19 protein-coding genes are annotated in these 26,298 nt (G+C 34.8%); 5 read left to right on the top strand and 14 right to left on the bottom strand.

Annotated elements, in window-relative coordinates; translation table 11 throughout:
• The 5 genes from ES765_RS16900 to ES765_RS16885 all read right to left on the bottom strand — a co-directional run.
• The coding region (locus tag ES765_RS16900; RefSeq protein WP_138115525.1) for a transposase at positions 1–160 on the bottom strand (160 nt) is incomplete at its 3' end.
• Between the two features lie 145 nt (positions 161–305).
• Positions 306–824 carry a hypothetical protein gene (locus tag ES765_RS16895; RefSeq protein ID WP_138115524.1) on the bottom strand — a complete coding sequence of 173 codons (519 nt, stop codon included), beginning with the start codon at positions 822–824 and terminating at the stop codon, positions 306–308.
• Positions 825–912: 88 nt separating this feature from the next.
• Positions 913–1,683 (bottom strand): hypothetical protein, encoded by a 771-nt coding sequence (locus ES765_RS16890; protein ID WP_138115523.1) that lies wholly within the window; start codon positions 1,681–1,683, stop codon positions 913–915.
• A gap of 26 nt (positions 1,684–1,709) precedes the next feature.
• On the bottom strand, positions 1,710–1,850 hold the full coding sequence (locus tag ES765_RS21855) for a hypothetical protein (RefSeq protein WP_171017340.1): 141 nt from the start codon (positions 1,848–1,850) through the stop codon (positions 1,710–1,712).
• A 652-nt stretch (positions 1,851–2,502) separates the two neighbouring features.
• Complete coding sequence (locus ES765_RS16885; RefSeq protein WP_138115522.1) at positions 2,503–3,813, bottom strand: amidohydrolase; 1,311 nt, start codon at positions 3,811–3,813, stop codon at positions 2,503–2,505.
• A 271-nt stretch (positions 3,814–4,084) separates the two neighbouring features.
• On the opposite strand from ES765_RS16885, the gene ES765_RS16880 reads away from it, so the two are divergent.
• Genes ES765_RS16880 through ES765_RS16870 form a run of 3 tightly spaced genes read left to right on the top strand, consistent with a single transcriptional unit; the run spans position 4,085 to position 7,986 of the window.
• Positions 4,085–6,409, top strand: a complete 2,325-nt coding sequence (locus ES765_RS16880) for an ATP-dependent helicase (protein WP_138115521.1) — start codon at positions 4,085–4,087, stop codon at positions 6,407–6,409.
• A 59-nt stretch (positions 6,410–6,468) separates the two neighbouring features.
• Positions 6,469–7,359 (top strand): family 16 glycosylhydrolase, encoded by an 891-nt coding sequence (locus tag ES765_RS16875; protein WP_138115520.1) that lies wholly within the window; start codon positions 6,469–6,471, stop codon positions 7,357–7,359.
• A 6-nt stretch (positions 7,360–7,365) separates the two neighbouring features.
• A complete protein-coding gene (locus ES765_RS16870) occupies positions 7,366–7,986 on the top strand; it encodes an L-threonylcarbamoyladenylate synthase (RefSeq protein ID WP_138115519.1) in 621 nt (206 codons plus the stop codon).
• A gap of 202 nt (positions 7,987–8,188) precedes the next feature.
• Here the strand turns inward: ES765_RS16870 and ES765_RS16865 are convergent, their stop codons facing one another.
• From ES765_RS16865 to ES765_RS16855, 3 genes are all read right to left on the bottom strand, one after another.
• Entirely contained in the window at positions 8,189–9,043 is an 855-nt protein-coding gene (locus ES765_RS16865; protein ID WP_138115518.1) for a flagellar motor protein MotB, read from the bottom strand.
• Positions 9,044–9,137: 94 nt separating this feature from the next.
• A complete protein-coding gene (locus ES765_RS16860; protein ID WP_138115517.1) occupies positions 9,138–10,139 on the bottom strand; it encodes a glycosyltransferase family 2 protein in 1,002 nt (333 codons plus the stop codon).
• 12 nt (positions 10,140–10,151) lie between these two features.
• The gene (locus ES765_RS16855) at positions 10,152–10,598 is read right to left on the bottom strand and encodes a type I restriction enzyme HsdR N-terminal domain-containing protein (protein ID WP_138115516.1); all 447 of its coding nucleotides are present in this window, start codon (positions 10,596–10,598) and stop codon (positions 10,152–10,154) included.
• A gap of 26 nt (positions 10,599–10,624) precedes the next feature.
• Between ES765_RS16855 and holA the strand changes: the two genes are divergently transcribed.
• A complete protein-coding gene (gene holA, locus ES765_RS16850; RefSeq protein ID WP_138115515.1) occupies positions 10,625–11,626 on the top strand; it encodes a DNA polymerase III subunit delta in 1,002 nt (333 codons plus the stop codon).
• Between the two features lie 3 nt (positions 11,627–11,629).
• On the opposite strand, the gene ES765_RS16845 is transcribed toward holA, so the two are convergent.
• From ES765_RS16845 to uvrA, 6 genes are all read right to left on the bottom strand, one after another.
• Complete coding sequence (locus ES765_RS16845; protein ID WP_138115514.1) at positions 11,630–12,007, bottom strand: DoxX family protein; 378 nt, start codon at positions 12,005–12,007, stop codon at positions 11,630–11,632.
• A gap of 27 nt (positions 12,008–12,034) precedes the next feature.
• Positions 12,035–14,302: an aminotransferase class III-fold pyridoxal phosphate-dependent enzyme gene (locus ES765_RS16840; protein WP_138115513.1), complete on the bottom strand. Its 2,268-nt coding sequence runs from the start codon at positions 14,300–14,302 to the stop codon at positions 12,035–12,037.
• Between the two features lie 248 nt (positions 14,303–14,550).
• Positions 14,551–16,962 (bottom strand): thiamine pyrophosphate-dependent enzyme, encoded by a 2,412-nt coding sequence (locus ES765_RS16835; protein ID WP_138115512.1) that lies wholly within the window; start codon positions 16,960–16,962, stop codon positions 14,551–14,553.
• 157 nt (positions 16,963–17,119) lie between these two features.
• A complete protein-coding gene (locus ES765_RS16830) occupies positions 17,120–19,924 on the bottom strand; it encodes a metalloprotease (protein ID WP_249356555.1) in 2,805 nt (934 codons plus the stop codon).
• Positions 19,925–19,977: 53 nt separating this feature from the next.
• On the bottom strand, positions 19,978–20,664 hold the full coding sequence (locus tag ES765_RS16825; RefSeq protein WP_138115511.1) for a TIGR00730 family Rossman fold protein: 687 nt from the start codon (positions 20,662–20,664) through the stop codon (positions 19,978–19,980).
• 40 nt (positions 20,665–20,704) lie between these two features.
• Positions 20,705–23,539 carry an excinuclease ABC subunit UvrA gene (gene uvrA, locus ES765_RS16820; RefSeq protein ID WP_138115510.1) on the bottom strand — a complete coding sequence of 945 codons (2,835 nt, stop codon included), beginning with the start codon at positions 23,537–23,539 and terminating at the stop codon, positions 20,705–20,707.
• A gap of 1,943 nt (positions 23,540–25,482) precedes the next feature.
• Here uvrA and ES765_RS16810 point away from each other — a divergent pair.
• Positions 25,483–26,238, top strand: coding sequence for a carbonic anhydrase family protein (locus ES765_RS16810; protein ID WP_138115509.1), 756 nt, complete (start codon positions 25,483–25,485; stop codon positions 26,236–26,238).
• Positions 26,239–26,298 lie beyond the last annotated feature (60 nt).

Raw genomic sequence — 26,298 nt, 5'->3', positions numbered from 1 at the left:
GATACTTGTACCCAGATTTCTCACATCCTTTTGTGTGACCACATTTCATACATTTAAAACCATCGTGCCATTTTATTTTCGCTAAATATGCCTTACAGGCATCATCATTTGGCAATTCTTTTACAAAGCTCAATATATTCTGTCCTTCAAATACTTCCATAAACGTTGTTTCTATTGACAACAAGATACAGAGCTTAAATGACTAACTCAAAAATCTTATTTTATATTGAACTTGAACTTGAACTTTAAAAAGTACTGATAATCCGTGCAGTGTAAAGATTAGATGTTTTTAACCAACAACGAACCTACCATAAATCTCCAATCTCTCTCTTTACAAATGTTAGGGCAGTAGCAGAAGGTGAAGATTTATCCATCGTTTCATTTAGAATGTCTTCTCTAAGTTTATCAGCAGATTCTGTTTCGCTCATAGATGCTTTTCTTATCATTTGTATTGTTGCGCTTTTTGCAGCTTTGATAATATTCCAACACTCATCGGTCATATAGATTTGCTGGGAAAGGTTATGATCAAACTCGGTCTCAATACTCTTAATCAACAAACTTTCATAAGTGCCTTTATCTTGAGATTTTGGAGTAACACGAACGACTAAACTTGGTATAGCGATACGTTCTAAAAATAAGCACATTCGCTCATAAGCTTGTAAACGAATAGGTAAGGTATCTTTTTGCGAATCTTTATGTAAAAGGAAACGTCTACGCCCTTCTTCATTGTTGGTATGCATTCTAAAGAAGTAGAACGCAATAGCACCAGTAACTACTGAGGGTAATAAATATGCGAAAAGTTGAAACACTTGTTCTGATGTCATTTTTTGAGTTTATTTGTTGAATTACACCACTATTAAACGACGTTTTTGTTCAATTAGTATATTGGCTCATCGATGAAATGCAAGTATTTTAATTTTGAACTTCGCCTTTCGCCACAGTGTAAAATTCCTTGTAATCTGGCTGAAATTTTATTTGAATGGATTCACTTAATCCGCCATCTGCTCCAATGGCGTTGATACGTTTTCCATTCACTTGATACTCCTTAATAAGAATACTTGCTATAGTTGAGGCTTGCTGAATTGCGAGGTCCAGTTCTCCTGTTATATTTAAGCTTGCTATTGTAATAATACTCTTTGGGTTAGCATTTACCACTTTTGCAACATTTTCTAGCCATACTTTAGAAGCGCTTGAAATAGTTGTTCCTAAACCATTGGTAAAGAAAAAGTCTAATTTTTCGGAAATAATTACTGTCCCGTTGGAAACATTTACATTCGCATTTTCACCTAATGTCTGTTTAGAATTGGTCAATATCATGACCGCCGTAGAATCATTACTGGCTATACCATTTATAATACCCCTCATCTGTTCTTCTTTACGCTGTAAAGTAGCCAAGGTTTTATTGATATTCTCTGAATTCTGGCTGGATAATGTAGCAAAGCTATTCAGGTTTTTCATTAAAGTGGAATTAGCATTTTGTAACTCCGTTACTTGTGTTTGCATCTCATCAGCCTTTAAAAGACCTAATTTTTCATTGTGCTGTGCTGTACTAATAATTCGCTTTACAGAATCAAGTTGAAATTTTAATTCTTGATTTTGTTCTATCAGTTCTCTTTTCTTCTGCGCTTGAACATTAATTACACCAACAAGCAAAAGAACTGAACATAAAAATATTTTCATCATATTGAATACGCATTAAGTAGATTAATCTATAATTTGCAGCCAAGATACGAACAGTCTTTTAATTCTTGAACTCCTGTAAAAGGTACTTTTGCTTTATTATATCCGTAGGTAGCGGCTAAACGTCTGTTTAGGTTATTATCATTAGCATTCACTTGTATATCATCCATAGAATAGTGGCTTGGATGTACATAAACTGCAGTATGTGTGATTTCAGAAAATTAATTTCTGAACGTATTTAAATATTATGCCAAGTGGTCAGATTTCAGGCGTAAGGCTGTTTTTTTTTGAAGCAATATATTGCGGGTAAGGCATTTATTTGGTTTGACATACTTGAACTTGCATACAAGAAAAACTCATTGTAGATAGGTTTGTAATATTCTCTGACCTAAAAGATATTACGCTTATTGCACACATAAATTACCATGGCCTAGCTAAAGGTGTTGGTTCGGCAGCATTTTAGTGTCGGTTGGGAACAGCATAAGCCATCATTCTAATTTTAATGAATAGATGCTGATAGGTGTGGAAATCTCGGTCAGAACTGAATCCTTTATAATTGTTCTCCTTTTTTGCTGAAGCTTAAGCCAAACCAAAGCCCTTTCGATTTTACTAAAAGGTAATTCTTCTCGATTGTTCACTACAAAATAGGGCACATTTCGGAACCAATATATGTAAGGCATTATCTAAGGTGGCCAACTACGGGTAAATTATGTTTAATAGTATCGTGTTTCTGAATGAGGATGCCCAATATCGCTTCTAAATAAGACAAAAAAAATTCCAAGTCTACCAGAGTAGACTTGGAATAGAATTATACCATTAATACTATCCTTTTGGTTGCATATTCAAACGTGGTGTTTTATTACTGTTCAAATAGTCAAAACTCATTTGTGTTAAAGTTTTTACGCCTAGAAGCATACCGCTGTCATCAATTAAAAAATCTGGTGTGTGGTGTGGGTAGGACTCTGTAGTTCCAGGTGTCATTCCTCCCAAAAAGAAAAATAGACCAGGTACTTTTTCTTGGTAAAAAGAAAAATCCTCGGCTCCTGTAACTGCTTTTGCTATTATTACATTGTCCTTTCCAGCAACGGCTTCAATGGTAGGAACCATTTGAGCTGTCAATTCTGGATTATTAAAAGTAATTGCAGTTCCATCAGAAATTTCTACTGTGGCTTCCCCTTTATAAGCTTCAGCAATTGATTTAACCATTTCTCTCATCCTTTTATTTAACTGCTTTTGCATATCATAATCTAACGTACGTATCGTACCAACAATTTCAGCAGTTTCTGGAATAATATTATTTCGCACACCCGATGTAATTTTACCAACAGTAATTACTGCAGCTTCATTGGTTAAATCCATTTCTCTACTGATTAGAGTCTGTAGACCGTCAATTATCTTTGCACTGATTAAAATGGGGTCAACACCAGACCAAGGTTGCGAACCGTGACTTTGTTTTCCCTTTACATCGATTTGAAAGCGTTGTGCTGCGGCCATAGTTCCGCCAGACTTGTAACGAATCATGCCTACAGGAGTTTGTGAGTTAATATGAAGTCCGAAAATAGCATCCACGTCAGGGTTTTGTAAAACACCTTCTTTGATCATTAAAGCTGCACCACCTTCTTCTCCTGGAGGTGCTCCTTCTTCTGATGGTTGAAAAATAAATTTTACAGTTCCTTTTATTTTATCCTTGTGTTTTGACATTATTTCTGCAACACCCATTAAAATTGCAACGTGGGTATCGTGTCCACAAGCGTGCATTACACCAACTTCGTTACCTAAATATTCTGAAGTAACATTGCTTTTGAAAGGCAAATCATTTCTTTCCGTTACCGGTAAGGCATCCATGTCGGCTCTTAATGCAACAACTTTACCTGGTTTATTTCCTTTTAAGATACCCACAACACCAGTATGCGCAACACCAGTTTGCACTTCCATTCCTAAAGATTCAAGATGTGCGGCAATCTTTTTCGCAGTCTCGAATTCTCTATTGGATAATTCTGGATGTTCATGAAAATATCTTCTCCACTCAATTATTTTATTTTCAATGGATGCATAGTCCTTATCCAATTTAGGTCCTTGAGCATTAGCCATAAAACCCGCTGCAATACATGCCAATAGTATTAATTTTTTCATTTTTGATAATTAATGTTAATAAGTAGTTCTAGTAGTCTTAATTGTTCAATAAGATGAATTTAAATTCATTATTTTAATGCTTGTAAGGATAAAATTAAACAAGTTTAGACTTATTTAATTAAATATCAAACAGATAAAAAATTTAATTTTTTTAAACTTTAAATATATTCAAATTGAACGAAAATACTATCCATTGTTTATAATTCTAAAACAGATCATTTTTTGTATCCCTATATAATGGTTAAATTTACGCTTCTAAATACATGAAAATTTGAGCTCATTTATAGATGAATTGAACGATGCCCAAAAGGCTCCAGTTTTACACAAAGACGGGCCTTTAATGGTGATTGCGGGAGCAGGCTCGGGCAAAACGCGTGTTCTAACGTATAGAATTGCACACCTAATGGCACAAGGGGTAGATTCCTTTAATATTTTGGCCTTGACTTTTACCAATAAGGCAGCGCGTGAAATGAAAGTACGTATTTCTAATATTGTTGGATCTACGGATGCTAAAAATCTATGGATGGGAACCTTTCATTCGGTTTTTGCGAAATTATTACGTATAGATGGAAATAAGCTAGGCTATCCAAGTAATTTCACCATTTATGATACCCAAGACTCCCAACGTTTAATTTCATCCATCATAAAGGAAATGGGTTTAGACAAGGATATCTACAAGTATAAGCAGATTCAAAATAGAATCTCTTCCTTTAAAAATAGCTTAGTTACAGTGAAGGCATACCGAAATGACTCTGATTTAGTGGAGCAAGATGCCATGGCCAAGAAACCAAGAACAGGGGACATATATGAAAATTATGTAGATCGCTGCTTTAAGGCGGGAGCTATGGATTTTGATGATCTCTTATTACGAACCAATGAGTTACTGACGCGTTTTCCAGATGTATTGATGAAATATCAAGACCGTTTCCGATACATTTTAGTAGATGAGTACCAAGATACAAATCATTCTCAATACTTAATAGTAAAGGCATTAGCAGATCGTTTTCAGAATATTTGTGTGGTAGGTGATGATGCACAAAGTATTTATTCCTTTAGGGGAGCAAATATTAGTAATATTCTAAATTTTCAGAAAGATTATGAAAATGTAGGTATGTATAGATTAGAGCAGAATTATCGATCTACGAGAAATATCGTAAATGCAGCTAACTCTATAATTGCAAAGAATAAAAATCAAATAGAAAAAGTTGTTTGGACCGCAAACGATGATGGTGCAGCTATAAAAATTCATAGAAGCCCGACAGATGCAGAAGAGGGGCGTTTTGTTGCAAATTCTATTTGGGATCATCGAATGCAAGAGCAAATGGGTAATGGGGAATTTGCAATTTTGTACAGAACCAATTCTCAATCGAGGTCTATTGAAGATGCATTACGTAAGCGTGATATTCCTTATAGAATTTATGGAGGCCTTTCTTTTTATCAGCGTAAAGAGATTAAAGATGTATTGTCGTATTTACGTATGGTTATAAACCCAAAAGATGAGGAAGCCTTAAAAAGGGTTATTAATTTTCCGGCTAGGGGGATAGGGGGAACCACCATCGATAAACTTGTTGTTGCTGCCAATCATTATAATCGCTCCATTTTTGAAGTAATGGAGAATATTGATAAAATCGATTTAAAGATAAATTCTGGAACCAAACGTAAGTTAGGGGATTTTGTGACCATGATTAAGAGTTTTCAAATCATGAGTGAAAGTATAGATGCATTTGCCTTGGCCGAACATGTGGCAAAGAAAACAGGAATTCTCTTGGAATTCAAAAAGGATGGAACTCCAGAAGGTATTGGCAAAATGGAGAACATAGAAGAACTTTTAAACGGTATAAAGGATTTCGTTGAAGGTCAAAAAGAAATTGATGAAGCTACGGGTAGTATAACTGAATTCTTAGAAGATGTAGCTCTTGCTACCAATCTGGATAATGATACTGGAGATGATGATCGGGTAGCCCTTATGACTATTCACTTGGCAAAAGGCCTTGAATTTCCATATGTGTATATCGTAGGGATGGAGGAAGACCTTTTTCCATCTGGTATGAGTATGAGTACGCGAAGCGAATTGGAAGAGGAGCGTCGTTTATTTTATGTAGCACTTACCAGAGCTGAAAAACAGGCATATCTAACCTATACCCAGAATAGGTATAGATGGGGTAAATTAGTTGATGCCGAACCAAGTCGATTTTTAGAAGAAATTGATGAACAGTATGTTGAAAATCTTACGCCGGTAGATGGCGGGTATCGTTACAAACCGCTTATTAACGCCGATATTTTTGGTGAGGTAGATAAGAGTAGATTAAGACAGGAAAAACCTGTTAGGGGCACACCGCCTAGTATCGGGCAACCAAATTTGAATCAGCTTAAAAAATTACGTAAAATAAAGCCCGAATTGGCGGTGCCAGTTGGTAATACTAATACGATTGACCCAAATCTAGAAGTGGGTTCAATGGTGAACCATACACGGTTTGGACGTGGTAAAGTGGTTAAAATGGAAGGGTCCGGTAATGATAGGAAAGCCGAAATAATGTTTGACAAGGGCGATATAAAGAAGTTGTTACTAAGGTTTGCAAAACTAGAGGTTCTTTAGAGGGAAAAATGAAATTTACGATACTTTGGAAAATTTGATTTATATTGATATAAAAAAATATGAAAAATTGTACTTCGATTTCTGTTTTGCTGACCATGTTTTTTATCGGTTGCTCAAGTTCTAATGTTGCAGAGACAGAGATTTCAAAAACACCAGACCCAAAGCCTATTGAAAATGAAACGGATGTCAAAGACCCTGATGATGCTGATTATTGGGATGATGCGGTTTTGGTTTGGAGCGATGAATTTGAAGGTACTTCCATCTCAGATGATAAATGGACTTTCGAGACTGGTGGTAATGGATGGGGAAATAATGAACTTCAAAATTATCAAGCGGAAGGAAATACAGAAGTTAGTGGTGGAATTTTGAAAATAATTGCTAAAAAAAACAGTGATAATACCATCGAAGGTGCATTTACTTCTGCACGCTTAAATAGTAAAGAATCTTTTAAATATGGCAGAATGGAAATAAGGGCAAAAATTCCTGAACATAAAGGAAACGGTACTTGGCCGGCATTATGGATGCTTGGTAGCAACATACAGTCAGTAGGTTGGCCAGCATGTGGCGAAATTGATATGATGGAGTATGTTAGTTTTAAACCAAATAAAACACATTTTTCGGTGCATAGTACGGCAAATAACCATACCAATGGTACTGAAATAACATCTGGGGCATTGGACTTGGAAACTATAGAAGAGGAGTTTCATAATTTTGGAATATTATGGTCTTATAAGTACATAAAATTTTATGTCGACGATGTAGATAATATCCAATTTACATTTAGGCGTCCAACACCTTCTACAGGTGAAAGTTGGCCGTTCTCTAATGATTTTTATTTTTTAATGAATATTGCTGTTGGAGGTAACTGGGGTGGACTTGAAGGTGTTGATACTTCAATTTTTCCTGCTATAATGGAAATCGATTATATTAGGGTATATCAAATAAATTAAAATTAGTTGGCCGAATTCATTAAAATATACGAAGAGAACCCAAACCCGAAAGAAATAAAGCGGGTAGTAGCGATTTTGCGAAAAGGTGGTTTAGTCATTTATCCTACCGATACCGTTTATGGTTTGGGTTGCGATATTACCAATACAAAGGCATTGGAGAAAATTGCCCGCATAAAAGGAATTAAACTTACAAAAGCTAATTGGTCTTTTATTTGTACCGACTTAAGCAACCTATCCGATTATGTTCGGCAAATTGATACCGCTACTTTCAAAATTTTGAAAAGGGCATTGCCCGGCCCCTACACTTTTATTTTACCAGGAAATAACAATTTACCAAAGGACTTCAAGAAAAAGAAAACCGTAGGTATTCGTGTGCCTAATAATAATATTGTAAAAGCCTTAGTAGAAGCATTAGGTAACCCAATAGTATCAACATCTATTCGTGATGATGATGATGTATTGGAATACACTACGGATCCTGGACTCATTTTTGAAAAATGGGAGAATCTTGTTGATATTGTAGTCGATGGTGGTTATGGTGGAAATATTGGTTCGACAATTATAGACCTGTCTACAGGCTATCCTGAAGTTATTCGTGAAGGAAAAGGTAGTTTAGATATTCTTTAATCTCTAATTATATTCGCTTGGCTAGCCTCGTATTTTAAAGCAAAGCCTAAAACGGATGGATTTTCATTTCTAAAAAAACATATTCCGTTAAATGTCTCGTATACTTCTATCAATAAATTTTAGTATAGCTTCTTAAAATATAGATATAAAAAAAGCGACCCATTTATTTGGGTCGCTTTAATTTTATTCAGAATCAGGATTCTTAATTGTTGATAGCGGGATCTTTCATTCCTTCTTCAATCATGCTATAGAACTGATCAATTTTTGGAAGAACAACGATGCGGGTTCTTCTATTTCTAGACTTCTCAGTGCTAGATACAGGAATGTATTGAGATCTACCTGCAGCAGTCATTCTCTTAGGGTCAACATTGAAACTATTTTGTAAAATACGTACTACTGAAGTTGCACGTTTAACACTCAAATCCCAGTTGTCTAATAAAACACCACCTGCGTTGTAAGGTACATCATCAGTATGGCCTTCTACCATAAATTCGAAATCAGGCTTGTTGTTTACTACTTTAGCAACTTTACCTAGAACTTCTTTTGCTCTACTAGTTATGTTGTAGCTACCACTACTAAACAATAATTTATCAGAAATAGATACGAATACAACACCTTTTTCAACACTGATTTCAATGTCCTCGTCATCCATATTTCCTAAAACACCTTTTAAGCTCTGTACCAAAGAAAGGTTTACAGAATCTCTACGGGTAATGGCATCATTTAATTTACGAATGGTCAAATCTTTTTCTTGAAGACTTTCCAAAGATTTCTCTAAATTCTCAGCACCTTTAGTAGTTAAAGTTGTCAAGTTGCCCATATTATTAATCAAATCTTGATTATTGGCTTTTAAAAATGCATTCTGATCTTCTAAAGTTTGAAGTCTAGATGAAGCTGTAGCTTTTTCTTCTAAACAACCGTTTAATTTGACCGTTGCAGAATTCAACAAATCTTGTGTTCCTTTGTGTTTTGCTTCAAGGTCTGCATATTTCTTCTGCGATACACAAGAAGATAATAAAAGCGTTACTCCAAGACATCCTAATAATATTTTCTTCATAATTTAAATGTATATTAATATTTAGTTACTTTATTTTCGCCCTTAAGCAATTTCAAAATTAGAGAATTAGAAAGTCACTTATCTAGCAGCATAGTTAATCTTTTACTAAAATGTTAAAATTTCTTACCTTATGTACAAAATAAGACCAGACTATGGACTGAGTTATGTAATATTTTCTTAAAAACTTAGTCTTTTCACGTTTTTTGTACATCTTCCGAAACTGTCTATAAAAGCTTAAATGAGCCCTAAAAATCGCAAAAAAGTGGTTAAACCGAAATTGAAATATAAAGCGTAGGGCGGCAATACCATCTAAAAGCAATCGTAAGAAAATAATGAGAAAGGCTTTTCTTCTAGGTAGATTCTTGGTTATTGAAAATAAGGAGTTCCTGAAATTCAAGTATGTTTTTTTTGGATTCATATTACTTAAGGTTGAACCACCTAGATGAAATACTTTAGAAGCACCTACATATATTATTTTATAACCATGGTTTTTAGCACGCCAGCAAAAATCTACTTCTTCTTGATGGGCAAAGTAATCATTATCAAAACCATGTAGTTCTTCGAACACATTTTTTCTAACGAACATACAGGCTCCCGTTGCCCAAAAAATCTCTTTTATATCATCATATTGACCAGTATCTCGCTCTAGGGTTTGAAATATTCTACCTCTACAAAAGGGGTATCCCAATTGATCTATAAAGCCGCCGCCTGCGCCAGCATACTCAAAATGGTCTTTTTTAAGTAAATCTAGAATTTTAGGCTGTATAATGGCAACGTCTGGTATATTTAAAAAAGCATCTTTAATGGGAGTCAGCCAATTTGGTGTTACTTCTACATCAGAATTTAATAAGCAATAGATATCTGCATTAACATGTACCAAGGCATCGTTATATCCTTTTGCAAAACCTCCATTTTCAGTATTTTTTATTATTTTGATGGATGGATGATTTGAAGTAACGAATGCGATTGAATCATCGGTAGAAGCATTATCGGCTACGTAGATGTCTGCATCATTAGAATGTTCGATAACAGAAGGCAAGTACCGCTCTAAAAGAACTTCACCATTCCAATTTAATATGACTATTGCTATTTTCAAAACGATGGCAAATTAACGGCTAAAATCAGGAATTTCTTGCATAAATTCATATTTTTCCGCTTGAGTGTCTGTTTGACAGTAAAAATGTGAAAGTCCGTTAGTGACCATTAGATAATTGGCATTAAGTTTTATATTGTACTGTGCTATTTGGTCAAAAGTAGTTTGAGATATTGGTATTGCTGGTGCTTTACACTCAATAAGAATATGTAGTTTGCCATTTGAATTAAAAACAACAATATCGTATCTTTTTATTAATCCGTTCAGTTTGATTTGTTTTTCGACATTGATATGGTTTATAGGATATTTCTTTTCTATCAGCAGATATCGAACCACATGTTGCCTAACCCACTCTTCTGGAGTTAGCACCACAAATTTTTTACGTATATCGTCAAAAATTAAGGTTCTATTTTCGCTATTTTTGACCCTGAAAGTGTAGCTAGGGAAATTAAGAGGCTGCATTACACAAAGTTGATGAATTTTTCTGGATGGATGAAGCGATACAAATAGTCAATACAATAAAAAAGGGACAGTTTAGTCCTGTCTATTTCCTTTATGGAGAAGAAGCTTATTTTATTGATAAAATAGCAGATTATATAGGGAGTACGATATTGACCGAAGATGAGAAGGAATTCAATCAAACGGTTCTTTATGGTCGTGATGTGTCCATTGATGATATTGTAGGTAATGCAAAGAGATATCCTATGATGGCTGAGCGGCAAGTTGTTATTGTTAAAGAGGCCCAACACCTTTCACGTACGATTGAACAACTATGTGCTTATGCCGAAAACCCACAACAATCAACTATTCTTGTAATTTGTTATAAATATAAAAAGCTTGATAAACGTAAGAGGTTATTTAAGATAATTAAAAAGAGCGGTGTCATTTTTGAAAGTAAAAAGCTTTATGAAAATAAAGTGAGCGATTGGCTTAGAAAGAATTTATTGAGCAATGGATACACCATTTCTCATAAGGCCGCTGTATTATTGGTAGAATATTTAGGAACTGATTTAAGTAAAATCAGTAAAGAACTTGAAAAATTAAAGTTGGCATTACCTCAACAAACCGACATTACGCCTCAGCATATAGAAGAGCATATAGGTATAAGTAAAGATTATAACAACTTTGAGTTGAAAAAGGCGATTGGTGAACGAGATATAGTAAAAGCAGCAAAGATAATTACGTATTTCGCCCAAAATCCTAAAGATAATCCCTTTGTCCTAACAGTAACTTTATTGAATTCCTTTTTTACTCAGTTGTTGCAATATCATGGGTTAAGCGATCACGCTCCAAAAAATGTAGCCAGTACCTTAGGGATCAATCCATATTTTGTAAATGAAATACAGACTGCTGCAAGAAATTACCCAATGAAAAAAGTAAGTTCAATAATCTCAAGTTTGCGAGAAATGGACTTAAAAGGTAAAGGTGTTGGTTCTGCTACAATGAGTGATGCCGATTTGCTTAAAGAACTATTGTATAAAATAGTTTAAATATTATTTTCTATGTATACCAAATCTACCAGGACCAACTAAGATTATGGTAAGAAAAGCTACTAAATATAATAGCGCTTTTTCTTTGGTTCCAAAACCGTCTGCGCCATGAGCTATAAAAACGGCAACACCCATAGTAATGGCAGCTGGTATAGCCGATAATCGAGTTCTAAAGCCTATGATGATTAATATAGGGCAAATGAATTCTCCAATTACCGCTAAAAATAATGAAGGAGCTGCTCCTATACCAATTGGATCACCGAATTCGAAATTACCTGAAATTAGTTTCTGAAATTTTGGAAGACCATGTGTTAGCAACATTGCGGAAACGGAAATTCTAAAAAAGGCTAAGCCGATATCCTTAAGGAGGGGGTTTTTCATGTGTTAAAATAATTTACTTTAAAAGTATTAATTTTTTTTTATTTTATTTAAAATTTCATCCAGTTCTTGTAGTAGCTGATCTGCATTTTCTATAGTAAAATACAGAGGTGGCTTAATTTTCAGCACGTTATCATAAGGTCCGTCGGTACTAATAAGTATAAATTTTGAGCGAAGCTCGTTTTTTATAAAGGATGCTAGTTCAGTTCCTGCATTTCCCTGTGAATCTAAAATTTCTACGCCAAGAAAAAGCCCTTCACCCCGTATGTCCGCCAATTCTTGATATTTCTTTTGAAGAGTGTGTAACCCTTTCTTTAAGTACGCTCCAACTTGATGTGCTTTATTTGGTAAATCCTCTTCCTCTAAAGTGGTCAATACAGCCTCTCCAATAGCGCATGAGACAGGATTGCCACCAAACGAACTAAAGAACTCCATTCCGTTATTAAAACTATTAGATATTTCTTCAGTAGTGACTACTGCTGCCATAGGATGGCCGTTACCTATTGGTTTGCCTAAAATCACAATATCTGGTATAACATCATACATTTCATAGCCCCAGAAGTATTTACCTAACCTGCCGAAACCAACTTGTACTTCATCACTGATACATAAGCCACCTTGTTTGCGTATTTCTGCATAGATGCTTTTTAAATAGGTTTTGGGTAAAGGTACTTGTCCGCCACAACCAACTATTGGTTCTGCTATAAAAGCAGCAATCTGGCCTTCATTTATTTCAATTTTTTTTTGCGCTAATGCAACATAATGTTTGGCTATATCTTCTTCTGTTCCTAGATTGGTGTTAAAGCATTTTGGGAGTTCTGTTTGCAGAATATCTTGCTTTTTACCCGTACCTCCTTTATGATTGTACTTATAATGACTAATATCGATTGTATTTTGGGTATTACCATGATACCCATGCTCCAACACCAAAACTTTTTGTTTCCCAGTATGTGTTTTTGCAATACGTAATGCTAAATCTGATGCAGCACTACCAGAATTCACTAAAAACACCTTAGTAAGATGAGATGGAAATTTGGATAATAAATGATCAGTATATGACAACAATTCATCGTAGAGATATCTTGTATTGGTATTTAGTTTAGCCATTGTTCGTTGCCCAGCCCTAACCACGTTTGGGTGGCAATGGCCCACTTGAATAATATTATTGTAAGCATCGAGAAAAGTATTCCCATCGGTGTCATACATGTATTGAAATGCTGCACCAGACATTTGAATGGGTTCTGAATAACTAAGGGACTGGGAAGAACTAATATTTTTTTTCCGATGTTCAAGTTGTTCGTTAAGACTTTTGCCTACCAATTTTGAAAAATTACACGCATCTCTAAATGTATTTTTGGCTTGTATTGGATTTATCGAGACCCAGATACGTAAAAGCTTCCAAGCCGATTTTTCGCTAATAGTAATGTAAGATGATTCTGGTTTGATTTTTTTGGTATGCGCAGAGTTTAAAACACTAGTGCACAAACGTGCAGCAATTAAATAGTAAAGTGAGTCTACTTCCTTTTCATCTAAAGGAAATACAGCATGATATGCTTGTATGACCATGAATGCAATTTCTAACGGTTTCTCTTTTTCCATTAAAACATAGGTAAGACCTACTGCCAACTCGTTAATGAGCCAAGAATGGCACATATCCCCGAAATCTATGATACCCGTTACTTCATCATTATCTACAAGCACATTCCAGTCATTCGCATCATTATGAATAATGCTTTGTCTAAATTCGTACTGTAAAGGCAGTATATGTTCATTGAATTGTAGGCAGAAATAGTCAACTAAGCTTCGGTCGCTAGCATCGGGGATGTCAGCTAAATACTTCCAATTTTTTTGAAAATGTTTCAGATCCCATTGTGTTTCTTTTGCCTTTATAGCAGCATTATTTTGGTTTATTAAACTACTATCAATTTTCGCTAAGGTCGATCCAAAAGATGCCAATAAAAGATTAGTATGTATTGTTTCAGCTAGAAAAGTGCCACTTAAGAAGGTTAGTAAGCGAAATGTGTACTTATCTGTGATTAAATTAAACGTATCAGATTTTGTAGCTATTAACCTAGAGCAAGAAACACCCATATGCTCTAGTGCTAATAATAGTTCATTTTCGGCTGAAATCAATTCTAAAACTTCGCTTGAATTGGGGTACACCTTTAAAACATAGATATCAGTATTGGTCTCTATTTTAAAATTAATACTATCGTATCCCTCTAGCTTAGTGATTGAAGGTCTATCAATGGCATAGTGCTCTTTTAAAATTAAATCTAAATGTAATTCTTCTACCATGATTTAAGGATGGTTGTTTAAAATGGAAAGTTAATTATAATCAATAGAGGTATGTGAGATAATTTTGTAAATACAATTTAAAAATTTAGAAATGAATTTAGAAGGACAGCACCATATTTATACTAATTGAGTGAGAATATGTCAACTGTAAAGAAAGCAGCATCTGATATTAAAAATCAGTTATAAAATATATTAAACAAAGAATTCCTTTTTAAATGGGATTCTTTGACTTTAAGATAGTAGTTGAACTATCGTAATTTAGGATAGTCTTTCGGACTCACTTCGTGCATTATGGCATACACTTTTTCAAAAATATCTTCCCGATTTGGTTTCGAAAAATAATCACCATCGGTACCATAAGCAGGTCTGTGTGCTTTGGCGCTCAACGTTTGAGGGGCACTATCTAAATAGCTAAATGCGCCTTGTTTTTCAATGATCTCGTTCAATAAGTAAGCAGAACATCCGCCAGGTACATCTTCATCAACAACTAATAACCTATTTGTTTTTTTAACACTTACTAATACGTCTTTTTCAATATCAAAAGGGAGTAAGGTTTGTGCATCAATTATTTCAGCATCTATACCCACTTCTAAAAGCTCTTTTGCGGCCTTTTCAACAATTCTTAATGTTGACCCGTAGGAAACTATGGTTATATCATTACCTTCTTTAATAGTTTCTACTTTACCTATAGGTGTACAGAATTCACCCAGATTATTTGGTTTTTTTTCTTTTAAACGATAACCGTTTAAACTTTCAATAACCAGTGCGGGTTCATCACTCTTTAAAAGAGTATTGTAGAAACCTGCGGCTTGGGTCATATTTCGAGGAGTCAGAATATACATTCCTCTCAATAAATGTATAAGTCCTCCCATTTCAGAACCAGAGTGCCAGATGCCTTCTAACCTATGGCCTCTTGTTCTTATAATTAAAGGAGCCTTCTGTTTACCGGCAGTTCGATATAATAGCGATGCTAAATCGTCTGTTAGCGTTGACATAGCATAAAAAATATAATCCAAGTATTGAATTTCAGCGATTGGACGAAGTCCTCTTAGCGCCATTCCTATTCCTTGACCAATGATGGTCGTTTCACGTATCCCTGTATCAGCTACACGAATGTTACCATATTTTTCTTGCATTCCTTCTAGGCCTTGATTTACATCACCAATAACCCCTGTATCTTCACCAAAAATTAAAGTGTTAGGATATTTTTCAAATAATTTATCGAAATTGTCCCGTAGTATAACTCTACCATCTACCTGATCAGATTCACTCATATAGACCGGAGGAATTGCTCTTATATTCGTAGCTTTATTCTCGTTCTCGCTATATAAATGTGCACTATATATATATTGAGCTTCTTTAAGAAACTTAGAAGTCCATTCGCTTAAGGCTGCTTTTTCATTTGATGTTTCCCCTAAAAGAAAACGTAAAGATTTACGTGCAGAAATGGCCAAATCTTTTTTAACGGGTTCTTCTGTGGCAATTAAATCATTCTTTAATTTATTTAAAAAATTCTTGTTTGGACTTTTAGAAGAAGCTTGCTGAATTAAATTCACCAATGTTTTTTTAGCAGATAGAAGACCATCTAAATATTCTTCCCATGCTTGTTTTTTAGCTTCTCTTACCGTTCGTTTAATTCTTTTCTCAATAGTTTCCAATTCTTCATTGCTCGCAATGCCAGATTCTAGAATCCATTCTTTAAAACGCTTGTTGCAATCATTATCACGTTCCCATTCTAAACGCTTATTGTCTTTATAACGTTCATGAGATCCTGAAGTAGAATGACCTTGGGGTTGTGTTAATTGTTTTACATGAATCATTACCGGTACATGTTCTTGCCTGGCTATGTCTGCCGCATTTTCATAGGCATGCATAAGTGCCGTATAATCCCAACCGTTTACCTTAAAAATTTCATATCCTTTTTCACTATCTGTGCGTTGAAACCCAGAAAGTACTTTTGAGATATCCTCTTTTGTAGTATGATGTTTTGCCGGTACGGAAATACCATATTCATCATCCCAAATACTAATGACCATTGGCACTTGCAAAACACCGGCGGCATTAATAGTTTCAAAGAACATTCCTTCACTCGTACTTGCATTCCCTATCGTACCCCATGCAATCTCGTCTCCGTTTACCGAGAATTTTGCACTATCAAGCCCTTTTTGGTTACGATATACTTTTGAAGCTTGCGCCAAGCCTAATAATCGTGGCATCTGACCTGCTGTACAAGATATATCGGCACTACTGTTTTTTTGCTTGGTCAAGTCTTTCCAGCTTCCATCTGTATTAAGGCTGTGGGTTAAAAAGTGACCACCCATTTGTCTTCCAGCACTCATGGGTTCCATTTCAATAGCAGTTGTTGCATAAAGTGCGTGGAAGAAGTCTTTAGGTTTAAGAAGGCCCAAAGCCATCATGAAAGTTTGGTCTCGATAGTACCCACTTCTAAAATCACCATTTTTAAACGACCTTGCCATTGCTAATTGTGGTAGTTCTTTACCATCGCCAAAGATGCCGAATTTCGCCTTACCGGTAAGTACTTCTTTTCTTCCTAGCAAACTACAAGTTCTACTCAAAAAAGCAATTTCATAATCATGTATGATTTGCTCTTTGAAGTCATCAAAAGAAATGTCATTGCTTGTTTTTGAAGAAACGTCCATGTATTTAACTAGTTTATACAAAACTACCAAATCAGGAAGATTATAGCAATGCCGTTGCTAGTTAATTTATTACATATTTTTCAACAAAATAGGGTAAAAACTGTGTTTTATTGAATTTAATAATAGAAAAGTAATATCTGATTTAAAATTTATCAGTTTAAAACCATTTTCTTGTAAATAGCCCAGTCAATGTTTTAGGACTTACCGTTATTATGAATCTGATTTTCTCCCCGTAGTTAGGTTGTGAAACTTCCCAGCCGTTATTTGAATATACTGGTAGATATAATTCAAAATAATCAGTGACTAAATTTAAACGAACCCCAGAGTCGTACACGAATTTTTCGCTAAGTCCTGTGTTTTTAACCAAACCTGCGTCTCCATAGAGCTCAATCCATCGCCATACATTGAAACTACCGTTCACTGTGGTCATCCAGTCATTTGAAAACCGATACTGATCATCTAAAAATGATTTAAATCCACCTTCGGCTATAATAATCTGTTGGCTATATATACCTGAATCTTCAGACCTACCTAAATACCCATAATCAAAAAGGTAATCTGTGGGGCGGTCTAATGCGAAGCTAAAAAAGTCTGTTTTTGTTCTATTGCTCAAAAATTTACCAGCAAAGAATCTAAGATTCAATTGTCGGTTGTTTTTAAATAATTTACGGTACTCATATTCAAATGACACTTTACTGAAATTACCGGCCAATTGAAAATCTAAAAACCAAGAATTGTAATCTATTATGCCGTTATTTCTGTTGATGTAACGAGCATTAAAAACGCTATAATCAGGATTTTCTGGATCACTGGCCAAATTCTGTAAAGAAGTATCAAAATCACGTAAAATGTTTACATACCTAAAGGATAAAAACTCCCTCTTATTAGAGATTAAATCTTCAGGTCTAAAGCCTAAACTAAAAGATGGAGTGATTGAAGTATATCTTGAATTTTCATTAAAATGCGAGGTGGAGGCTCCAATTGCATAATTAGCGACATACAGACCGCTCTTGCTTAAATATTTTCGATAACTAAATTTACCATATCCAACGAATGCTTTTTCCTTAAAAGAATAGGAGGGAGAGAAGTCATAGACAAAAGGGCGCTCAAGAAGGGTTTTATTATAAAGACGTATACCTGGTGCCCAACCATCATATATGTTAAAATTGATAACCGGAACATAAAAGACCTGATTGAAATATGGATTTTCAGCATCCTTGAAAAAGGTGAATTTTAATTTCTTGTTACTTGATAAAAACCCCTTTAAAGACTTCCAATTATCCCTTTGATTAAATTCAGGAATTTTCTGATTATAATTTAACACCAATTTATCTTCCTCATTGTTGGGAATGGTAAATGTTTCCTCGAGTTTAATATCACTAAACCAGTATTGGGATACTACTGAATCATTTTTAAGACCAAATACGGATATTGGCACATTTGTTCCTTCCTTGTTCTTTATAGTAACCAATAAAGAATCTTGCTTTTGCTTTACGTTTTTTATTTTGAAATCAATTCTTCGATCAGTGGAAACATAATCCCTAAAAAACCAATTGATATCCTGTGTTGTAGATCGTTTTAGAATGGATTCAAAGTCGAGAACTTTAACTGTATTTAATTTATAATACTCAAAGAATGTTTTAATACTTTTATCTACCTTTTCTTTGCCTATATAATCAGCTAAATAAGCTAAACCTAAGCCAGCTTTATATTTGTTAGCTATTTTTTGATTGAATTTAATCAGTGAGTCGTTTGGTGTTTGTAGTGCTTGATCTAAATTTTTTCGAGCGGTAAGATTATATAGAAAAGCGTACTGATCATTAAAGTCCATTTTGGCCAATTCGAAACTGCGAAACCCCCAAATACTGGACAATTTCCCCATAAGCTTTTGATTAGGATAGTACTCTTCTACATACGCAATCATCAAGTAATTAGATATGGCACTATTTAACCATTGTTCTTTTCGTGGATTTAAAAACATGGTTTCCCTTAAAATACTATTTAAAGCTGTTTTAAGGAATTTCATTTCAAACTGAAACTGTTCTTCATAAGGCCTTATAAATGATGGTAATTGGTTTAGACCGTATAAGGGGTCTTTATCATAATCTAGTTCACTAACCAATACTTTTTCATGTGGATAGGCTCCTAAATTAGTATATATGAAATCTGCAACCTTATTTATAGAAAGCCCTTGCCCTATGTTACTGTACCTTGGGGCCTTTATATTGGTGAGAAATGTCATGTACGGAGTCGTGTGGGTTATAAACTCCTTCTCTGTTTTTAAAATTATTTCACCGCTCCTTTGTAGGCTCCCCTTTAATTGAGCAAATTGACCATTAGGGAACTCTGAAAGTGATTCTATTTTAAAGTTTGAAGCTAAATAGAGACTGTCGGGGAATTTAAAATTAATGACTGTGTTGGTTACATTTGTATAGAGATCTTCTAAGTTTTTATTTGAGTAAAGTTCCCATTTTCCATCATAGACTGCTGGTGTTAAATACCAATCCTTTAAATAATAGGTTCCTTTAGGGTCATACCCATAAGGAGTGAATTTATTAGGAGGTAATTTTACTTTGTAGGTTATAAATACTTTTGTGGATTGTTTTGGAAGTAAAATATCTGCCAACGTTACCTTTAGGATATCTTCACCTTCTGTATGGGTCCATTGTAAACCATTATACGAATCATCTACTACACTAATAATAGTGGTGGCACCACGCTCGCTATCCTTGGCAAGATGCAATGATTTTTTGAATTCTTGGGCGAACCGTTTGGCGAGACCTGTATTCTTATCTGAATAGGCATTTGCCCAATCATTAAAATATAGCACACCTAAGTTATAATTAGAGTTGTTGTAGTATGTGAATTCTTGACGAATTTCCAGTTCTTTGGTATATTCATTTAAACTTACCGTAAGGTCAGTTTCATATTGCGCATACCCTTTTGTTCCAACAGAAACCAAAAGAATTAAACTTAAACAGAAAAGTAAATTGAAGTTGTGGGTCAAGGCTAAGATTAAAAATTAGGACTCATAGAATGGCCTTTGTAAAAGGAATCAATAATCTCTACAACTTCTTTTTCTGTATCCACAATTTTAATAAGATTTAAATCTTCTGCACTAATATTACCAACTTTTAGCATAGTGCCTTTAATCCATTCGAATAGACCTGTCCAGAAATCGCTTCCGACCAAGATAATCGGAAATTTTCCGATTTTATGGGTTTGTATCAAGGTAATTGCTTCAAATAGTTCATCTAGTGTCCCAAATCCTCCTGGCATTACTACAAAACCCTGAGAATATTTTACGAACATAACCTTTCTTACGAAGAAATAGTCAAAATCTAAACTTTTATCATTGTCTATATATGGGTTGTCATGCTGTTCGAATGGAAGGTCAATGTTTAGTCCTACAGAAATACCACCAGCAAGATTTGCCCCTTTATTTCCTGCTTCCATGATACCAGGGCCACCTCCAGTAATAACACCATATCCTGCTTCTGCAATAGATTTTGCTATAGAGACTGACAGTTTATAATATGGATCTTCCTCTTTTGTTCTAGCGGAACCAAAAATAGAGACACACGGACCTATTTTACTCATGCGTTCAAAACCATTGACAAATTCGCCCATGATTTTAAAAATAGCCCATGAGTCATTCGTTTTTATTTCATTCCAACCTTTATGATGTTTTTCTGATCTCATCTATTTTTATATTAATCTCATTGTTTATTGATGGCTATATTTAACTTTTCAATTCTCTTTTTAAAAATGTTGCCGTATAACTTTTCTTATCTTTTGCTACTTCTTCAGGAGTACCTTTTGCGACCAATCGACCACCAGAGCGTCCACCTTCATAGCCAATGTCTATAATGTAATCTACCATTTTGATTACATCCATATTGTGTTCAATAACCAAAACAGTATTCCCCTTATCAGCCAATTTATTCAAAACATCCATCAAAACCCTAATATCTTCAAAATGAAGTCCAGTAGTAGGCTCATCTAAAATATAAAAGGTATTGCCAGTATCCCTCTTTGAAAGTTCTGTTGCCAATTTTATACGTTGGGCTTCCCCACCAGACAAAGTGGTTGATTGTTGACCCAAAGATATGTACCCTAAACCAACATCTTGTATTGTCTTTAACTTACGATGTATTTTAGGAATTAGTTCAAAAAATGCAACAGCTTCATCAATTTTCATTTCTAAAACATCTGAAATAGACTTGCCTTTATATCTTATTTCTAATGTTTCTCGATTGAATCTCTTACCATTACAAGTTTCACACTCAACATAAACATCAGGTAAAAAATTCATTTCAATAACCCTTAACCCACCACCTTGGCAGGTTTCGCAACGCCCTCCTTTTACATTAAAGCTAAATCTACCAGGTTTATATCCTCTAATTGCAGCTTCAGTTGTTTTTGCAAACAAAGACCTTACCTCGCTAAAAAGACCTGTATATGTTGCAGGATTAGATCGAGGTGTTCGGCCAATTGGTGATTGATTAATTTCTATTACCTTATCGATATGCTCTAAACCTGATATTTTTTTATACGGCATCGGTTTTTTGACCCCATTAAAATAGTAGGCGTTCATAATTGGATAAAGCGTTTCGTTAATTAGCGTCGATTTACCACTACCAGATACCCCAGTAACACCTATCATTTTCCCTAATGGAAATGTAACCGATATGTTCTTCAGGTTGTTACCAGTACAACCAGATAACACAATTTCGAGACCATTTCCCTTTCTTCTCGTTTTAGGAACCTCAATTTTTTTGATGCCGGTCATATAATCCGCCGTTAAAGTGTTGAAATTTTTCAATTCTTCAGGGGTTCCTTCTGAAATAATTTCACCTCCGTTTTTACCAGCTTTAGGCCCAATATCAATCACATGGTCTGCACGTTCGATCATATCACGGTCATGCTCAACTACAATTACCGAGTTTCCTATATCCCTTAACGATTCTAAAGATTTAATTAATCGCTCATTATCGCGTTGGTGTAACCCAATACTTGGTTCATCTAAAATATATAGCACACCAACCAATTGAGAGCCAATCTGTGTTGCTAAACGAATACGTTGTGCTTCGCCACCTGAAAGTGACTTTGAGCTTCTGTTCAATGATAAGTAATCAAGACCAACATCTAACAAAAATTGTATTCGAGTGTTAATCTCCTTTATTATTTCTTCAGCTATCTTTAATTGATTCCCTTCTAGTCTTTTATCAAGATTCGTGAAAAATTCAGAAAGTTCTACGATATCTAGATTGGCCAATTCTGCAATATTTCTGTCTTCGATTTTAAAAAATAAGGATTCTTTCTTCAGTCGAAAACCGGTACACGATGGGCAAGTAATCTTGTCCATATATTCCTTGGCCCATCTTTTAAGAGATGTAGATGCCGCTTCTTCGAACTGATTCTTTATAAATTTAGAAATACCCTCATACTCGATTTTGTAGGTTCTTTTAACCCCTAAGGATTTAGAATCAACTTCAAAACTTTCTTTTCCTCCATTCAATAAAACTTCAATAGCATCATTAGGTATATCTTGAATAGCATCGGTAAGTTCAAAATTATAGCGTTGTGCAATTGTTTCTATCTGCTTGAAGGCCCAAGACTTTTTGTATTCGCCCAATGGTGCGATACCACCACCCATAATGGATAGTTTTTTATTCGGGAATATCTTTTTTTCATTGACTTCATAAACATGACCTAACCCGCTGCAATTCGGGCACATGCCTTTAGGTGAGTTGAACGAAAAGGTATTAGGTTCTGGAGTAGGGTAGGAGATACCCGTTGTAGGGCACATTAAATCTCTACTAAAATACCGAGGTACTTTTGTGCCTTCTTCCAATACCATTAGTACATTATTTCCGCTATACATTGCGGTATTTATAGTTTCTGAAAGGCGTTTATGAAAATCTTCGTTCTGAATAACTTTTAAACGATCGATGACTATTTCAATATCGTGGGTCTTATACCGATCCACCTTCATTCCTTTAACAATATCTTTTATCTCGCCATCAACCCTAACTTTTACAAAGCCTTGTTTAGCAATCTGCTCAAAAAGCTCCCTGTAATGTCCTTTTCTAGATTTAATAATAGGAGCAAGAATGTTTATTTTCTTAGTATCGTAAGATTCGATAATCAAATTTTTAATTTGTTCATCGCTGTAACTTACCATCTTTTCATCAGTATTATAACTGTGTGCATCCGCAGCACGGGCAAAAAGTAAGCGTAAGAAATCATACACCTCAGTAATGGTACCTACTGTTGATCTTGGAGATTTTGAGGTGGTTTTTTGCTCAATAGCAATTACCGGAGACAACCCATCAATTTTGTCAACATCTGGGCGTTCAAGCCCACCTAAGAACTGTCTTGCGTAAGCGGAAAAGGTTTCAATATAGCGTCGTTGTCCTTCGGCATAAATAGTGTCAAATGCCAGAGAAGATTTTCCACTTCCAGATAGACCCGTTATTACAACAAGTTTATTTCTAGGAATGGTAACATCAATATTTTTAAGGTTATGTACGCGAGCGCCTTTAACTTCTATATTTTCTTCGTAATCAGTCATGAATTCATAGCAAAGATGTAAAAGTACGATTTTGAGTGCGAATTATATACTTGAAGAAACTCTTTGAAGATTCAATACCCACTTATTATGTTAAGTAGAAATATTTGGAGATTTAACGATTAATATACTGGTATTATAAATGCTGTAATCAAAAATAGACAAACTAAAGTTTCGAGAGTTCTTCCTTTTCTGATTAGGTTTTGGGAGCCGATAAATTACTGGACTGTCAATAAAAGTAAACAATCTGATAAAGATTATGCCCTATTTGTTTATTGTACATTTTATTTTTTTCTATGGTTTACTATCTCAAAGCAGAGAGTATCCTTCTTCTGTTGTACCAAGTTTCTATCCATTAAAAAAGTATAACTCGGGTTTTGATATATATCCATAACTATATTTGTGGGGCCATTCTACCTTTAAGTGCTTTAAAAATAATTCTGCCACCGCATTGTCTCAACAATTATCTTTTCTTCCTAACCCTAAGTTTTATAAGGCGTTGTGATTTGTTCGGATATAAGGAATTCCATATCGGAATGAAATATGAGTTTTTTTGTTGATATTATTGGACTTAACCCTAACATTTCTTCCTTAGATTATAGTATCGTCTTTATTAAAGGTGTCGCCGATTGACTACCCAGCAACCTTATCTATGGAACAAATTGATGATTACGGTGGTATACATAAACCTCTATTTCGTGTCTATAAAGGTATTATCTGAAACCCGAAGCTAGTTCTTTCTAAAGACCGGATAGTTTAGTGGATAATTGTCACTCCTGTCCGTGGTAATCCTTAACTTTTGCTTTCATCTTGCGAACAGATAATTTAACCTCGTTTGGTTGGGCTACTCATGGTCTAGAAACACGATATCCCTATTTTGAGAGTTCCACTTTGATTTTTGGTACTCATAACGCTCAAAGCTATCGTCAAAAACAACTTAAATAATCGAGAATATAGTTTGGTTTTTAACCACCTTTTAGATTGATACTTACCTCCTATGCATGTCCTGTCCAATTTTTAACGACTAAAGAGGAGTAAACAGGCGCAAGTCGTTTTCTAAAAAAACTACCTAATTTATTTGTTAACTTACTTACAGTGGTCCATTGCCTTAACATATCACTTGCATCTTGAGGAGGGTAACCTAAAACAGTTTTCCAGCTTCCACATAATTCATAACTCCAGAGCCAGCACCAATTGGTGCGGCAGAATATAAGGTAGTGTGGTCTTTTATTGAGGTGCTCCCGCCACTAATAACAACATCAGCTAAAGTATTTGAACTAATCTATCAGCCCTTACCAATTTTTGCAATTTCATGGATCACAGTAGTTGGTTGTATATCTCAGTCTAATACAGGTGAAGACAGATTAAAAAACACTAATATTTTAGTCATTTCCAAATCAACATTTTTTACGTTAGTAAAGGCACGTTAGTCGCAAAAATCAATATTTAAATCAGAACTTATAAGGGCGGCATATGCTTTTGCATCTGACCAAAACTTTAAATATTTATTGTTTCTAATGAATGTGATTTGATTGCTGTTTGCTTTTTTTATTATCCTGTTTTGCTTTTCTTTTGATTATTGGTTTGTTGGCCATTGTCTTTTCAGAAAAAAAGTTTTGATTTTTCGCAAATTGAGTCAATTTATTTAGGGCCTCACTTTGACCCGTTTATGCTGGCTCACTTAAATTTAGTGATGGTTGTTTATTAGACCTTTTTTTACGCTGGGTGACTCTATAGCTAGCTATTTTGACAATGTGTTGTACCTAAGATATACAGTAATCCTCTTGTTGAAAAATTTAAAGGTTAAAGGGGCTATTGAATTATTTTAAATCAATATTAATAGTAATACTATTAATATATAAAAGTTTAACTATTAATTATGATTAGTAATGGTATTAATTTTAAAACGGGATTATATTTTTGTATGGAATATTAAAACAATCATTATGAGAACCATTTTAAATTCTATTGGTATCACTACCACGATTTTTATGACATCGATTTTTATTCCTGCAACTGTATTTGGGCAACAATCCAAAGAGGGCACTGTAGAAATAGAGCGCAGCCGAATCCTTGTTGAAGATGTCCTTAGCGAAGAAGAACAGGCAGCCTTAACACCACTAGATGTATTCAACAGCCTAGCTGCAGGCAATGAAAGGTTTGTTAGCAGTGATCTTACTGCGCGAGACCACTCCATGCAAATAAGAGAAAGTGCGGAAGCCCAGTACCCAAAAGCAATTGTGCTCTCATGTGTGGATAGTCGGGTTCCGGTAGAGGATGTCTTTGATAAGGGCATCGGTGATATATTCGTAGCAAGGGTCGCCGGAAACTTTGTGAACGACGATATTTTAGGAAGTATGGAATTCGCTACAAAGATTGCGGGAGCAAAACTTATACTGGTTTTAGGTCACGAAAATTGTGGTGCGATACACGCTGCGATAGATGGCGCCGAACTGGGACACATTACAAAAATGCTTGTAAATATAAAACCGGCAGTGGATATATCGACCAAGTCGAGTGGACCCAAATCTTCAAAAAATAGGTTGTTAGTCCACGAGGTAAGCGAAAATAACGTCCGGATTAACATGGAGAAGATAGTAAAGGAAAGTTTAATATTGAGAACCATGGTAGAAGACGGTGAAATCGCTATTAAAGGTGCTGTATATGATATGGATACTGGAGTTGTAAATTTTATTAAATAGTGGGTTTTGATTAAACCTACTTCAATAGAGGTAGGTTTTCAACTAGATAATTAAATAAAA

Origin of the sequence: Maribacter sp. ACAM166 (assembly GCF_005771495.1) — a bacterium.
Lineage (GTDB): Bacteria > Bacteroidota > Bacteroidia > Flavobacteriales > Flavobacteriaceae > Maribacter.
This window is presented reverse-complemented; position numbering and strand designations above follow the sequence as displayed.